13 protein-coding genes are annotated in these 14,105 nt (G+C 62.8%); 4 read left to right on the forward strand and 9 right to left on the reverse strand.

The window, feature by feature from the left end:
• The 4 genes from HFO71_RS01550 to HFO71_RS01565 are packed head-to-tail and all read right to left on the reverse strand — an operon-like array spanning position 1 to position 6,826.
• The gene (locus HFO71_RS01550; RefSeq protein WP_168259080.1) at positions 1 to 2,070 is read right to left on the reverse strand and encodes a hypothetical protein; all 2,070 of its coding nucleotides are present in this window, start codon (positions 2,068 to 2,070) and stop codon (positions 1 to 3) included.
• A 1-nt stretch (position 2,071) separates the two neighbouring features.
• Positions 2,072 to 4,885 (reverse strand): DUF4159 domain-containing protein, encoded by a 2,814-nt coding sequence (locus tag HFO71_RS01555; RefSeq protein ID WP_168259081.1) that lies wholly within the window; start codon positions 4,883 to 4,885, stop codon positions 2,072 to 2,074.
• Positions 4,882 to 5,802 carry a DUF58 domain-containing protein gene (locus HFO71_RS01560; RefSeq protein ID WP_020051068.1) on the reverse strand — a complete coding sequence of 307 codons (921 nt, stop codon included), beginning with the start codon at positions 5,800 to 5,802 and terminating at the stop codon, positions 4,882 to 4,884. The genes HFO71_RS01555 and HFO71_RS01560 overlap by 4 nt, the downstream gene beginning before the upstream one ends.
• A gap of 13 nt (positions 5,803 to 5,815) precedes the next feature.
• Positions 5,816 to 6,826, reverse strand: a complete 1,011-nt coding sequence (locus tag HFO71_RS01565) for an AAA family ATPase (protein ID WP_017961495.1) — start codon at positions 6,824 to 6,826, stop codon at positions 5,816 to 5,818.
• 158 nt (positions 6,827 to 6,984) lie between these two features.
• Here HFO71_RS01565 and HFO71_RS01570 point away from each other — a divergent pair, with 158 nt between their 5' ends.
• From HFO71_RS01570 to HFO71_RS01580, 3 genes are read left to right on the forward strand one after another with little or no spacing between them, the layout of a single operon-like run.
• The gene (locus tag HFO71_RS01570; protein ID WP_168259082.1) at positions 6,985 to 7,608 is read left to right on the forward strand and encodes a DUF1285 domain-containing protein; all 624 of its coding nucleotides are present in this window, start codon (positions 6,985 to 6,987) and stop codon (positions 7,606 to 7,608) included.
• Entirely contained in the window at positions 7,605 to 8,255 is a 651-nt protein-coding gene (locus tag HFO71_RS01575) for a CoA pyrophosphatase (protein WP_020051065.1), read from the forward strand. Before HFO71_RS01570 ends, HFO71_RS01575 begins: the two co-directional genes overlap by 4 nt.
• Positions 8,252 to 9,505, forward strand: a complete 1,254-nt coding sequence (locus tag HFO71_RS01580; RefSeq protein WP_168259083.1) for a CCA tRNA nucleotidyltransferase — start codon at positions 8,252 to 8,254, stop codon at positions 9,503 to 9,505. The genes HFO71_RS01575 and HFO71_RS01580 overlap by 4 nt, the downstream gene beginning before the upstream one ends.
• Here the strand turns inward: HFO71_RS01580 and HFO71_RS01585 are convergent, their stop codons facing one another.
• From HFO71_RS01585 to hemF, 3 genes are all read right to left on the reverse strand, one after another.
• Entirely contained in the window at positions 9,506 to 9,691 is a 186-nt protein-coding gene (locus HFO71_RS01585) for a DUF1059 domain-containing protein (protein WP_003565542.1), read from the reverse strand. It abuts the gene before it with no gap.
• Between the two features lie 114 nt (positions 9,692 to 9,805).
• Positions 9,806 to 10,075, reverse strand: coding sequence for a hypothetical protein (locus HFO71_RS01590; protein WP_077978915.1), 270 nt, complete (start codon positions 10,073 to 10,075; stop codon positions 9,806 to 9,808).
• A gap of 103 nt (positions 10,076 to 10,178) precedes the next feature.
• Positions 10,179 to 11,090, reverse strand: coding sequence for an oxygen-dependent coproporphyrinogen oxidase (gene hemF, locus HFO71_RS01595; protein WP_027664105.1), 912 nt, complete (start codon positions 11,088 to 11,090; stop codon positions 10,179 to 10,181).
• 175 nt (positions 11,091 to 11,265) lie between these two features.
• Between hemF and HFO71_RS01600 the strand changes: the two genes are divergently transcribed.
• A complete protein-coding gene (locus tag HFO71_RS01600) occupies positions 11,266 to 11,526 on the forward strand; it encodes a hypothetical protein (RefSeq protein WP_003541775.1) in 261 nt (86 codons plus the stop codon).
• Between the two features lie 3 nt (positions 11,527 to 11,529).
• Here the strand turns inward: HFO71_RS01600 and HFO71_RS01605 are convergent, their stop codons facing one another.
• Both HFO71_RS01605 and HFO71_RS01610 read right to left on the reverse strand, forming a co-directional pair.
• Positions 11,530 to 13,176 (reverse strand): Na/Pi cotransporter family protein, encoded by a 1,647-nt coding sequence (locus tag HFO71_RS01605; protein WP_077978914.1) that lies wholly within the window; start codon positions 13,174 to 13,176, stop codon positions 11,530 to 11,532.
• Positions 13,177 to 13,392: 216 nt separating this feature from the next.
• Positions 13,393 to 13,854: a tRNA (cytidine(34)-2'-O)-methyltransferase gene (locus tag HFO71_RS01610; RefSeq protein WP_077978913.1), complete on the reverse strand. Its 462-nt coding sequence runs from the start codon at positions 13,852 to 13,854 to the stop codon at positions 13,393 to 13,395.
• Positions 13,855 to 14,105 lie beyond the last annotated feature (251 nt).

The following is a 14,105-nucleotide window of genomic DNA, read 5'->3' on the forward strand; positions in this document are numbered from 1 at the left end:
TTAGCGCCCTTCTCGCCACCACATGGCGCCGAAGGCGAGCAGCAGGATGCCGACGCCGGCGAAACCGGCAAAGAGCGGCAGCGTGTTAATGCCCTTCAAGACCGTCTCGTTGGTCATGCGGATCATCATGCGATCGTTGTCGGAGACGCGGACCTGGCCGCGCACCGGTAGGATCGGCGGCACCGAGATAGCGCCATTAGCATTGGAGACGCGGGTGACGAGACCCTTGCTTCTGTCGGCGACCGGCTGCAGTACATCGGTCGTCGAGATCATCGCCTTGAATTCCGGTGCGTCGACAGCGCCGATATGGACAAGCGTCGACAGCCTGCCGTTGCGGATTTCGAAGAGGCCGATTTCGTCCATCCTCTTCTCGGCCTTGTAGAGCCCCGGTTCGGACTGAGTGAGCGGCAGGGTTTCGGTCTTGCCGGAGGGATAGCGCACGGTGGCATTGCCGGGATTGTCACCGATCGTCTGGCGGGTGACTTCAAGGGTCCGGCCGGAGGCGCGCGCCGTCAGCGCTTCTTCCTCGAGCGCCGGCTCCTTCATCAGCCAATGGGCGATACGGCGATAGAGCGAGACGTTCGGACCGCCGCCTTCGAAGCCGCGCGCCCAGAGCCAGCCCTGATCGGAAAGCAGCATGGCGACGCGGCCCTGGCCGGCACGGTTCAGCACCAGCAGCGGGTGGTTGTCGGCGCCGAGCATGATGGTCTCGCCCTGCGGCCGGTCGACATCGACGCTACGGAACCAGCGGCCCCAATGCGGCGGATCCTCGCCCGAACCGTCCAGACCGCGCGTGACGGGATGTTTGCGGCCTTCCTCGGAGAGGCGGGGATAGAAGGCCTTCTCGATCATCTCTCCGGTGGGCGTTGCCGGCAGGACCGTGGAAAGCGGCGTCAGCGCAATCGAATCTGGGCCGGCATGCTCGGGACCGGCGGCGATCAACAGCGCGCCGCCATTGTCGACATATTGCGCGATGTAATCGTAATAGAGCAGCGGCAGCACGCCGCGGTGCTGGTAGCGGTCGAAAATGATCAGGTCGAAGTCCTTGATCTTGTCGACGAAGAGCTCCCGCGTCGGGAAGGCGATCAGCGACAGCTCGTTGATCGGCGTGCCGTCCTGCTTTTCCGGCGGACGCAGGATGGTGAAGTGGACGAGATCGACCGAGGCATCGGATTTCAGCAGGTTGCGCCAGGCGCGCTCGCCGGCATGCGGCTCGCCGGAGACGAGCAGGACGCGGAGGTTCTGGCGGATGCCGTCGATGACGTGGACGGCGCGGTTGTTGGCGGTGGTGACTTCGCCTGGAAGTGCTGCGACCGAGAATTCGAGCACATTGCTGCCGCCACCCGGCACCTTGAAGGAGAAGGGCGTATCCTGCCCAGGCGTCGCCTGCAGAGTGGCGATCTCGTCACCATTCAGCTTAACCGTGACATCGGCCGTGCCGCCGGGGCTCGGGCCGTCGTCGAAGACGCGCAAGATTACCTGCTGCTCCTCGTTGACGATGCCGAAGCGTGGCCCCTTGATGACTTCGATGCGGCGATCGAATTCGTTGGCCTTGCCGGTGACGAGGCCATGGATCGGCGCGTCGAAACCAAGCGCTTGATTGGCGCCCGGTACATCATGGACCTCACCGTCGGTCAGCATGATGGCGCCGCCGATACGGGCGGGCGGGACATCGGCAATGTTGGCCGACAGCGCGTCGAACAGGCGCGTGGACGGAACGTCGGAATTGACGTCGCCTTCGACATCGACGAAGCGGGGCTCTATCTGGGGGAAGCGGGCGAGCTGTCCCTTCAAGGCAGCAAGCGCATCGTCGGTCATCTTGACGCGATCGGGCGTCTGCTGGCTCTGGCTTCGATCGACAAGAACGGGAACGATCGTGGACAACTGATCCCGATCTTCCTGCAGCAGCACAGGATTGGCAAGCGCGGTCAGCATGGCGAGTGCTGCCAGCGTTCTGATCCAGGCGCCGCGAATGCCGCGCAAGATCGCGAAAACGGCGATAACAGCGCTGACGACAGCCAATGCAGCCAGAACCGACCAGGGCAGGAAGGGCGAAAAGTCGAATGTCATCTCATTGTCCTAACCGTTCGAGGAGGTCGGGAACATGGACCTGGTCGGTCTTGTAGTTGCCGGTCAGCATGTACATCATGATGTTGACGCCGGAACGGTAGGCATATTCGCGCTGGGTTTCATCCGACGGCACGGTCGGCAGTATCGGCACGCCGTTGTCGTCGATCGCCCAGGCGCCGGCGAAATCATTGCCGGTGATCAGGATCGGCGAAACGCCGTCGGCCGTCGCCGCCGATTTTTCGCTCGGCCCCTGACCGCCTTGCCGGGCCTCGATCCAGAGAGGGCTGCCGGCATAACGACCGGGAAAGCTCGACAGGAGATAGAAGGATTTCGTCAGCACGTGATCTGATGGTACCGGCTCGAGCGCCGGAATGTCCAGATTGGCGAGGATTGCTTGCAGCCTCTCACCGTTGGCGCTGACATTGCCGCCATTGTCCAATGCGCTGATCTGATCGCGCGTATCGAAAAGCACGGTGCCGCCATTGCGCATATAGGCATCGATACGGCTAACTGCCGCCGACGACGGCATGGGTGCCGTTGCCGAAACCGGCCAGTAGATGATCGGATAGAAGGAGAGCTCGTCTTTGGTGAGGTCGATGCCGACGGGCGGTGCCGGCTCCAGCGTCGTGCGAAACGTCAGGAACTGGGTCAGTCCCTCGAGACCACGCTCGGAAATATTGTCTACATCCTGTTCGCCGGTGACGACATAGGCGAGATGGGTGTTGTCAAGCCTCTGCAGGATTAGGTCGTCGCCGGGCTTGGAGTCGTCGGCGTGAAGCGTGCCTGGTTGCATTAGGAAGCCGGCGCCGACGGCGACCGCGATCATCGCGGCGGTGCGGACAGCCGGGCGCAATCGCGAGAATGCACCATTCATGAAGAGGACGATCAGGCTGTCGGCCAAGAGCAGCAGAAAGGCTGCGAGAAAGAGCGCGGGTTTTGCCGACCAGCTTTCGCCGCCGATCAGGCCTTCGCGCACGGCATTGGTCCCTGTTGTGTCGATCGGCTTCAGTTCGGCGTTCTCGGGCAGCACGTTCAAAGAGGTGAAACCATCCTCCGAACCGTAGAGCCCGGGAGGGTTGTCGAAATTTGCCGTCGGTTCGACTCCGGCCTGTGGAATGAGCGGTCGCGCCGAACCCGTCTCGGAGACGAGCGTGCCCTTGGCCGTCAGTATGCGGAATGGCGGCAGGGTTTCGGAGACACGCGCATTGCCGCGCGCCTCCGATGTCACGCCGCCCGAGCGCGATATCTGCAGGAGGTGACGCAGCATGTCGACGAAAGTGCCGGAGATCGGCAGATCGGACCAGGTTGCTTCCGCGGTGACGTGAAACAGGACGATCTGGCCGGAGGCGAGCTGCTTCATCGTGACGAGCGGCGTGCCGTCAGCCAGGCTTGCCCAGGTGCGTTCGGCAAGATCGGGCGTCGGTTCGGCAAGCACCTGCCGCTTGACGACGACATCGGCGGGACGCGCTATGCCGGCGAAAGGCCCGATACTCGGAAATTCGGCAAGCGACTGCGGCTCGCTCCAGGACAAGGTGCCGCCCAGCGCCCGTTCTCCCTGACGCAGGATGACAGGGATCAGCGGATCGTCCGCAGGGGCTGCCGCCATGCGCGGGCCGGCAAAACGCAGGAGCATGCCGCCATTCGATATCCAGCGCGTCAAAGGCTCGTAGCTCTCCTCCGGCAGCCGGCCGATATCGGCCATGATGATGATGGAGGGATTGCTGGCGAGAAGTTTTGGTATTGCGACCGAAAGATCGGAATCGGCAGGTTGGATCAGATCCGCATAGGGTTGCAGCGCCCGCTGGATATAATAAAGCGGCGAGAGCAGCGGCTGGAATTCGTCCCCTCCTTCACCTGACAGCAAGACGACGCGGCGGCGCTTGAATGCGTCGTCGAGAAGGTGGACGGCGCCTGCCGTCGCGCCATTGTCGACGCTGACGCGCGCGAAATCGTTGCGCATCTCGAAGGGGGCGGTGATCGAACTCGTCGCGACGCTCTGGCCGGGGCGGAAATCCGCCCTGCCATTGGCGATCGAGCGGCCCTGGCTATCGACGGCGTTCAGCGCTACCGATGCGGCCTGCGCACTGTTGAGCCGCGTGACCTTGACGGTCATGGCATCCGCCGCATTGTTGGCCGCCGTGATCGCGACTGTCCGCGCGGCATCGCCCTCGATCAGGCGCAGATCGGCGGGCTGGAGTTCGGCGAGCCTGCGCACCGTCGCGTCGTCGGGCTTGGCGGCGGCGCCGTCGGTCAGGAAGGCGAGGGTACCGGGCTTGATGCCGTTCAGCGCGGCGCGCAGCGCTTGGAAGGCGCGTTCGCGGTCCGGCACAAGCGGTCGTGGCTCGGCGGCGCGCAGCTTGTCGCGGGCGGCAGCGGCGGTGCCGGGCACGGCGTCGTTGGTCGGATCGGCGGTGAAGGCGATCGACACAGGCGTGCCGGCGGATTCGGCATCGTCTATCAATGCGTCGGCGGTCTGGAGGCGGCGCTCCCAGTCGGGTGCCGTCGCCCAGCTGTTGTCGACGAAGAGCACGAGCGGGCCACCTGATGCGAGCGAACTGGTGCGTGGATTGAAAACCGGATCGGCGATCGCAAGGATGATGGCGGCAGCGAGCAGCATGCGCAGTAGCGTCAGCCACCACGGGCTTTGCGCCGGCGTCTCCTCGCGCTTCAGCACGGAGGCGAGAATTTTCAGCGGCGGAAAGACTTCGGTCTTCGGACGTGGCGGCGTCAGCCGCAGCAGCCACCAGATGACGGGCAAGGCAAGGAGCGCGCCGAGAATGGCGGGATAGGCGAAAGCGAAGGGAAGGGCGTTCATAGCTGCCCTCCATGCGTCGCCTTGGCCGGCATGCCGGACAGATACATGTGCACCGCGACCAGCGCCTCCGACGCAAGGTGATCGGTGCGGTGGCTTGCGAAGGTCCAGCCGAGATGGCGCAGCGACTGGCCGAGGCTGTCCCTGCGGGCGAGATAGGCGTTGCGATAGGCCTCGCGGATATGTTCGGCGCGGCCGGAGATAAGCTTGGCGCCGCTCTCGGGATCGGTGAATTCGGTGCGGCCGCTATAGGGGAATATCTCTTCAGCGGGATCTGATATCTCGACCACGTGGCCGCGCAGGCCGCGGCGGGCAAGCGGGCCGAGCCGTTCCATGATTGCCGGCGCATCATCGAGGAAATCGCCGATAAGGACGAGGTCGCTCCAGCCGCGGATCATCGCCGTTTCCGGCAGGCCGCCGGTCAGCGGCGTGTGCATGAGAGCGGCTGCGAGGCGTTCGGCGGCGTTACGGGCGGAGGCGGGCTCCATGATGCCGGGGCAGCCGATGCGCTCGCCGGAGCGGGCGAGGATTTCGGCAAGCGCCAGCATGATGACCAGCGCGCGGCTTTCCTTGGAGACGCTGCCATAGCTCGACTTGTACATCATCGAGGGCGACATGTCGCACCAGAGCCAGATCGTATGCGCTGCCTCCCATTCGCGCTCGCGCACATAGGTATGGTCGTCGCGGGCGGAGCGGCGCCAATCGATGCGCGACAGGCTCTCGCCCTCGGCATAGGGACGGAACTGCCAGAAATTCTCGCCGATGCCGCGCTTGCGGCGGCCATGCCAGCCGGCGATCACCGTATTGGCGATGCGCTTGGCTTCCACCAGGCAGTCCGGCACCAGGGCGGCCCGCTGCCTGGCGCGGGAAAGGGCATCGCTGCCGGGTGTCGGATTGACGATCTGTCCGATAGATGCCACGCGTCCGGCTTCCTTATCCCTTTGCCTGCTTGACCAGTCCGGCGATGACGTCACGCACCGACATGCCTTCGGCGCGGGCGGCGAAAGTCAGCGCCATGCGGTGCTGAAGAATGGGTTCGGCGAGCGCGAAGATATCGTCCAGAGACGGGGCGAGACGGCCTTCGTAGAGCGCGCGGGCACGCGCGCAGAGCATCATCGCCTGGCCGGCGCGCGGGCCGGGGCCCCAGGCGACATTCTTGTCGGTCGAGGCATTGCCCTGTCCTGGGCGAGCGGAACGCACCAGCGCCAGGATGGCATCGACGACCGTGTCGCTCACCGGCATCTGGCGCACCAGGGTCTGGATCTCGAGCAGCCGCTGCGCATCGATGATGGCTTCCGGCCGGGTTTCGCCCAGGCCCGTCGTCTCAAGCAGGATCTGGCGCTCGGCGGCGAGTTCAGGGTAGTTGACGTCGACCTGCAGCAGGAAGCGGTCGAGCTGGGCTTCGGGCAGGGGGTAGGTGCCTTCCTGCTCGAGCGGGTTCTGGGTGGCAAGCACATGGAAGGGCGCTGGCAGGTCATAACGCTGGCCGGCGATCGTGATATGGTATTCCTGCATGGATTGCAGAAGTGCCGACTGGGTACGCGGCGAGGCACGGTTGATCTCGTCGGCCATCAGGAGCTGGGCAAAGACCGGGCCCTTGACGAAACGGAAGGAGCGGCGTCCACTGTCGTCCTGGTCCATCACCTCGGAGCCGAGAATATCCGAGGGCATCAGATCCGGCGTGAACTGGATGCGGTTGGCGGCAAGGCCGAGCACCTCGCCGAGCGTCGTCACCAGTCTGGTCTTGGCAAGGCCGGGAACGCCGACGAGCAGCGCATGACCGCCTGACAGCACGGCGAGAATGGTGTTCTCGACGACGCTTTCCTGACCGAAGATCACTTTCGAGACTTCCCCGCGGATGGCGGCGATATCGGAGAGCGCCTTTTCGGCGGCGGCGACGATCGCCTTTTCATCGAGGCTGGCTTCGGTCTTCATCATACCCATGCGTATCTCCAACGGCTGAAATCATTCGGCAGCGAATCGGCGGACTTATACATGTGCCTCATACCCGATAGAGTTATGGAGATGTGACGGGCTGACAAGTTCGTTGCGAATGACTATCTCGTGACTTTACTTCGTTAAGGACAAACCGGGACGGAAGAATGGCAGCCGAGCAAATCAGCGGACAGGCGGATGCGGCGGGACTTGCCGCCCTGATTTCGCGCGCGTTTCAGGAAAATGCCGGTAAAAAACGAGGATTACCGCCGGTCGAGCGGTGGAATCCGCCTTTCTGCGGCGATATCGACATGGAAATCCGGGCGGATGGCACTTGGTTCTACATGGGTACGCCGATTGGCCGACCGGCGCTGGTGCGGCTGTTCTCGACGGTTTTAAGAAAAGACGACGACCAGAAGACCTATCTCGTAACTCCTGTGGAAAAGGTCGGTATAAGGGTCGTCGACGCGCCTTTCATCGCCGTGGAGATGAGCGTGACGGAGGGGCAAGGCCAACAGGTGCTGACCTTCCGCACCAATGTCGGCGATGTCGTGGAGGCGGGAGGAGAGCATCGGCTGCGCTTTGCCATTGCGGGCGAGAATGCCGAATTGAAACCCTATCTGCATGTGCGCGGGCGGCTGGAGGCGCTGGTGTCGCGTGCGGTGATGTATGAACTGGTGGCGCTCGGCGAGACGCTCGAGGTCGAGGGACAGGCGATGTTCGCCGTCCGCTCCGCCGGAGAAGTCTTTGCGATGATGCCGGCCGATGAACTGGATGCGCTTTCCCGATGAATGATGCGATTACCCAACGTTATCCGCTGTTTTCCGCAGCCGAATTCCGCCGCCGCGCGCTCAACCAGAATGGTGGGCCGGTCGATCATGCCTGGCGCGATCACGGGGACCACATCCTCAATCCCGATATCGTCGCCGAGGTCGAGACCTTCGAGCTGCGCGACGCCGCCGTGCTCGTGCCCGTCGTCGACGACGGCGAGGAAGCGCATGTGATCTTCACCAAGCGCACGGCGACGCTGCGCAAACATTCCGGGCAGATCGCCTTTCCCGGCGGCTCGATCGATCCCGCCGATATCTCGCCCGAAATGGCGGCGATCCGAGAAACGGAGGAGGAGATCGGCCTCGCCGGTTCCTTCGTCGAAACCGTCGGACGGCTGCCGAATTACCTTGCCTCGACGGGCTTCCGCATTACGCCGGTGCTCGGCGTCGTCTCGCCGGGCTTTGCGCTGGCGCTGAACCCGACCGAGGTGGACGACGTGTTCGAGGTGCCGCTTTCCTTCCTGATGGATCCTGCCAATCACACCCGCGACAGACGTGTCATCGACGGCATCGACCGGCATTTCTACCGCGTGCCCTATGAAAGCAGAATGATCTGGGGCATCACTGCCGGCATCGTCCGCACGCTCTACGAAAGGCTTTATGCATGACCGGCATCGCCGACCAAGCATGGTTTCTCGACCCGGCCCTCGGCCGGATCTTAGCGCTTCTCAACGCCGATGGCGGGGAAGGGCGGGTGGTTGGCGGAGCGGTGCGCAACAGCCTGATGGGCCTGCCGGTCAATGATGTCGACATAGCGACGACCCTCAGACCGGAGGCGGTGATGGAGCGGGCGGCGGCGGCCGGCATCAAGGCAGTCCCAACCGGCCTCGATCACGGCACGGTGACGCTGGTCATCGATGGCAAGCCCTTCGAGGTGACGACCCTTCGCACCGACGTCGAGACCGACGGACGCCATGCCAAGGTTGCCTTCAGCACCGACTGGAAGGCAGACGCCGAACGGCGGGATCTGACGATCAACGCGCTTTATGCCGATGCAAAGGGCGAGGTGGTGGATCTCGTTGGCGGACTTGCCGACATTGAGACGCGCAACATCCGCTTCATCGGCGATCCTGCAAGGCGCATCGCCGAGGACCATCTGCGCATCCTGCGTTTCTTTCGCTTCTTTGCATATTACGGTTCCGGGCGGCCGGACGCCGAGGGGCTGAAGGCGTGTTCCGTCGCGCGTTCGAAACTGACGACGCTTTCGGCAGAACGCGTCTGGTCTGAACTGCGAAAGTTGCTAGGTGCTGCCGATCCTGGCCGCGCGCTGCTGTGGATGCGGCAGGTGGCGGTGCTGACGGAAATCCTGCCGGAATCAGAACGATGGGGGATCGATGCGATCCCTTCGCTGATCGCCACCGAAAAGGCGCTCGGCTGGACGCCCGATCCGTTGCTGCGCCTTGCGGCGATCGTGCCGCCCGATGCGGCGCGCATGGAGGCGCTCGCAGCCCGGCTCAAGCTCTCGAATGCGGAAGCGGCCACTCTCAAGGCCTGGTCAACGGCAGCGCCTGTTAATGACGACATGTCGTCGGCCGCCTTCGAACGGCTGCTTTACCGCAACGGTGCCGACGGCATCACGACGCGGCTGAAGCTGGCGCTTGCGGTTGCGCGCGGCAAGGCTGAAGGTGATTTCGACGAAATGGCGCGGTCGGCGCGGCTTATCAAGCTGCTGGACAGGGCAATGCACTGGAAGAAGCCACAATTTCCGCTGAACGGCGGCGACGTGATTTCGGCAGGAATCGCCTCCGGCCCGCGCGTCGGCGAACTGCTTGCCGGTCTGGAAAGCCAATGGGTGGAGGAAAATTTCGTTGCCGACCGGGCGGCGCTGCTCGCCCGGCTGCAGGAACGCGTGCAATAATCAGGCTGCGTTCACCTCGTCGCGAATGCGAGCCTTGATATTATCCACCATGTTCTCGCGGATCGTGGTTTCGCCGTGAGCATTTTTCAGGTGCTCGACGGCACGGCGGACCACCTCGGCGTCGCTATCTGCCCGTGTATGCCAGGCGCAGCCCGGAACGAGAGTGCCGCATTCGAAAAGTCGCATGGTCTTCTCCTCTGTTCGAAACACAACGACGATCGCGATCTTACGCGATTTATGAATGTGCGGGGGGAGGGAAGGTTCCGGCCGGCATCGACATGCCGGCCGGTAAAGGCCGTGTCAGTCGGGCATCGCCCAGGCTTTGTAGGTATCCAAGAGGTGGCCGGGCATGTTGCTGTTGGCGGCGGCCGCTTCATTCTGCAGCTGTTCCGGCGTCTTTCCGCCGGCCAGTTGTAGCTTGACCTGCTCGATGAAGCAGGACAGCGGCAGATCCGAGCCGCTCTTGGCCCGCAGTTTCTCGGCGATGCGCGTCAGAAACTCAGGCGTGTCGATCGTGCGGGATGTTTCCTGGACATCCGTGGACGCAGGCGAGCCACCTTGTATCGTCATGACAATCCTCCTCCGATTGTTACGCACATACATATAAAGTTAGGACGCACTGAGTTTTCGTGAAGGTCTATCACCTCGAATTTATCGATGAGATATCACAGTTTCATGGCCAGCGGACGACGGGGGGCAGCGATGAGAGAATGGATTCAACGTTGCCGCCGGTCTTCAAGCCGAAGATTGTGCCGCGATCATACAGCAGATTAAATTCGACGTAGCGGCCTCGGCGGATCAATTGTTCGTCGCGATCGGCCTCTGTCCACAATTTATCGAAGTTGGAGCGGACGATTTTCGGATAAACCATGGCGAAGGCCCGGCCGACATCACGGGTGAAGGCGAAATCGGCGTCCCAGCCGCCAACTTCCTCGCTTGAATGCAGCCAGTCGTAGAAGATGCCGCCGATGCCACGAGCCTCGTTGCGGTGCTTCAGGAAGAAATATTCGTCGCACCAGGCCTTATAGGCATCATAATCGGCGACGGCGTGATTGCGGCAGGCGATCTCCATGGCCTTGTGGAAGAGCTGACTGTCCTCGTCCTCCTGCGTGCGGCGGCGCGACAACACCGGCGTCAAGTCGGCCCCGCCGCCGAACCAGCGGCTGGTGGTGACGACCATGCGGGTATTCATGTGCACCGCCGGAACGTTGGGGTTGACAGGATGGGCAATCAGCGAGATGCCGGAGGCCCAGAAACGCGGATCATCCTTGGCGCCGGGTATCTGGGCGCGGAAATCAGAGGCGAATTCGCCGTACACGGTGGAGGTATGGACGCCGACCTTTTCGAAGACGCGGCCTTCCATCATCGACATCCGACCACCGCCGCCGGCGCCGTTTTCGCGCGACCAGTCCTTGGCGACGAAGCGACCGGGCTCCTGATCGGAGAGCGGCCCTTCCAACTCATCCTCGATGGCCTCGAAGGAGGCGCAGATCGTATCGCGCAACCCCTCGAACCAATTGCGGGCTGCAGCCTTCTTCTGTTCGATATCGTCAGGCAAGCCGATCGGCAGTTCCGGTCTTTCCATTTACGCCTCCGACGGTCGACATCTCCTTCGGAGGCGACTCGCTCATTCTTGATTGCCCGCCATGATTAGCAGTTGGTGCTGCATCTCGCCAAGCCAAGGCAGGCACTGGGCGCTTCCAAGATTCGACTCGCAAATCGAGAATTTCGATATTACCTTTTCGGAGGAGGTAGGTGTGATGAAAAAAGTTCCAGGGCCTCCGTCTTTCGACGGCCTGAAGCGCAGGATAGCGAGACATCGGGCGGAAAATCCGCCGAGCAAGAAGGACCATTTCGTGCGTGAGACATATTGCCTCGGCCTCATGGACGCACGCGCCAAGGCGCGCGAATGGTTCGACGAATATCCGAAAGCTGCTTACTGGACCGAAGTGGAAAGCTGGCGCCAGCTCGACGGCGACCAGATCGAATTCACCATGCGCCGCCTGCCTTCGGCCGATTGACCGTCACTTCGCAGTGGTGCGCACGCGGCTTTCGATCAGCAGGCCGCTTTCATCCATGATCGGATGCGCCACGGACACGATGTGGGCGTTGAGGCGCTTCAGGTCGCGCAACATGTCGAGATGCAGCGAACTCGTCTGAAGGCTGTCGGCGCGGCCGTCACGCAAGCGTTCGAGGTGGCGCTCGGCCGATTGTTTTTCCATCCGGCGCACCTCGACTTTTACCTCCATCATCTGACGCGCGAGATTGAAATCGCGGGTGACGAAGATCGTCTGGGCGACGCGCAGATTGTCGATCGTCAGATCGAACAGCTTGCGCAGTTCCTGATGACCGTCCTCGGAAAATTTTAAACCGAGAGAGATTTTCTTCGCCACCTGCTCCGCCAGGCCCTTTTCGATGATGTCGCCCATATGTTCGAGATTGATCGCGTAATCGATGACGACGATCGAGCGGCGGGCGTTCTCGTCGCTGAGACCCTCGCGGCCGAGCTTCGAGAGATAGACCTTCACCGCCTGCTGCAGCCGGTCGACGCGCTCTTCGAGGGCGGATATCTCGGCAAGCTTCGATGCGTCGTTACGCTCGAAGGCTTCGGAGACCCGGATCAGCATGCGCTCGATCAGGTCGCCGACGCCGAGCACTTCGCGGGTGGCGCTGGCAAGGGCAACGACCGGCGTTGAAAGCTCCTGCGCATCCAGATATTTCGGGGCGCTGTCGGGCTCGGCCTGATCCGGCACCAGCCTGGCCATCAGGGCGGCAAGCGGGCGGGAGAATGGCCAGGCCAGCGCCGCCAGCAGAAGGTTGAAGGCAAGATGCGCGTCGACCGGTAGCTTGGCGGGACCAAAGGGCAGCATTCGGATGAGTTCCGCGCCATATCCCGCCAGGGGCAGGGCGATGAGGCAGCCGAGCGTGCGGACGGCGAGATTGCCGAGAGTGACGCGCCGAGCCGAAACCGGGCCGGACAATGTCGCGACGACAGGCGGTATTGCGCCGCCGAGATTGGCGCCGAGCACGAGCACGATGACGAGTTCGGCGGAGACCACGCCGGCCGAGGCGAGCGACAGGATGAGCACCACCACCGCAAGGCTCGACGAGGACGCGAAGGCAAGTGCTGCCGAGACGATCATTGCCACGGGCAGGGCGCCGTCCAGCAGGCCGATGAAGGCAGCAAGGGCGGGAGAGGCGCGCATCGGTTCCGTCGCAAGGCCGAGGAGGTGCAGCGACAACAGCATCAGCCCGATGCCGATCAGCGCCGTGCCGCCGCCCTGGCTGGTGCTGGACCGGCCGCGGCAAAGCACGATCCCGGCAAGGATCAGAAGCGGAGAGAGCCATTCGATGCCCGTTGCCACGATCCAGGCGGTGATTGCCGTGCCGACATTGGCGCCGAGCAACACGATCTGCGCCATGCGCGGCTTGATCAGGTCCCGCTCGACGAAGGAGGCCGTCATCAGCGCCGTCGCCGTGGAGCTTTGCAGCGCGATGGTCGCGACGAGGCCTGACAGGAAAGAACGAAGACTGTCGCGTGTGCCGGTGGCCAGACCTGTTCTCAGGCGGGCGCCGAAGGCTCTGGATACGCCATCCTTTACCTGCGCGAGGCCGAACAGCAGCAGAGCCACGGCGCCGAACAGGTTGATCATGATGATTGTAGAGTCCATTTTATTGTTTTTATTCTTCTTTCACGGATCTGGAGAAGTGCGGTTTTCCTGACATGGCCATTCCAACTTGTTGGAATCATGGAGGCCAATACTGAATTTTTGATTGCCCGGCTAATAAATATACGCCGGTTTAACGGATAGACAACGTTATTTTGCGACATATTCAGGAGCGGATCGGCAATTCCGCGGGCTTTTCTCCGCCAGCGCCGGTGTCCGTCAGGCCCAGACGGTTTGGCGCATCGCCTCGCCGACGATCATCGCGGCCGAGACGGCGACGTTGATCGACCGCTGGCCTTCGATCATCGGGATCAGGATGCGGGCGTCGGCCCTCTCATGCACCTGGTCCGGCACGCCGGCGCTTTCGCGACCGAAGAGCAGGACATCGTCCGGGCGGAAAGCAAGATCGGTGTAGCGCTCCGCAGCCTTTGTCGAGGCGAGGATCAGGCGGCGGCCGGTGCTCAGACGCCACGCCTCGAAGCGGTCCCAGTTGACATGGCGGGTGAGGGCGGCGGCGGCGATATAGTCCATGCCGGCCCGTTTCAGGTTGCGGTCGGAGATGTCGAAGCCGGCGGGTTCGATCAGATCGACCGCTAAGCCAAGGCAGGCGGCAAGACGCAGGATGGTGCCGGTATTGCCTGCTATATCCGGCTGATAGAGTGCCAGTCTGAGTGAAGTCATGATGCGCCGTTTTCCTGCTTTCGCCGCTCAAGGCCTAATGCAACTGTGATTTCGGCGCAACAGGGCGCGTTTTGACCTGAAGAGATGAAATTTTTGGCACAACAGGGCTGGAAAATTCCTCGTTTTCGCGTTATCGGTGCATATCTTCAATCGCCAGCAAGGAGCGCCAGAATGAATATTTTGCTGTATGTGCGCCTCCCGGCCGTGATGCCAAGCGGTGCGATTTTCCGCCGATAGTGCGGGTTTCTTCC

Source organism: Rhizobium laguerreae, from assembly GCF_019778565.1.
Taxonomy (GTDB): domain Bacteria; phylum Pseudomonadota; class Alphaproteobacteria; order Rhizobiales; family Rhizobiaceae; genus Rhizobium; species Rhizobium laguerreae.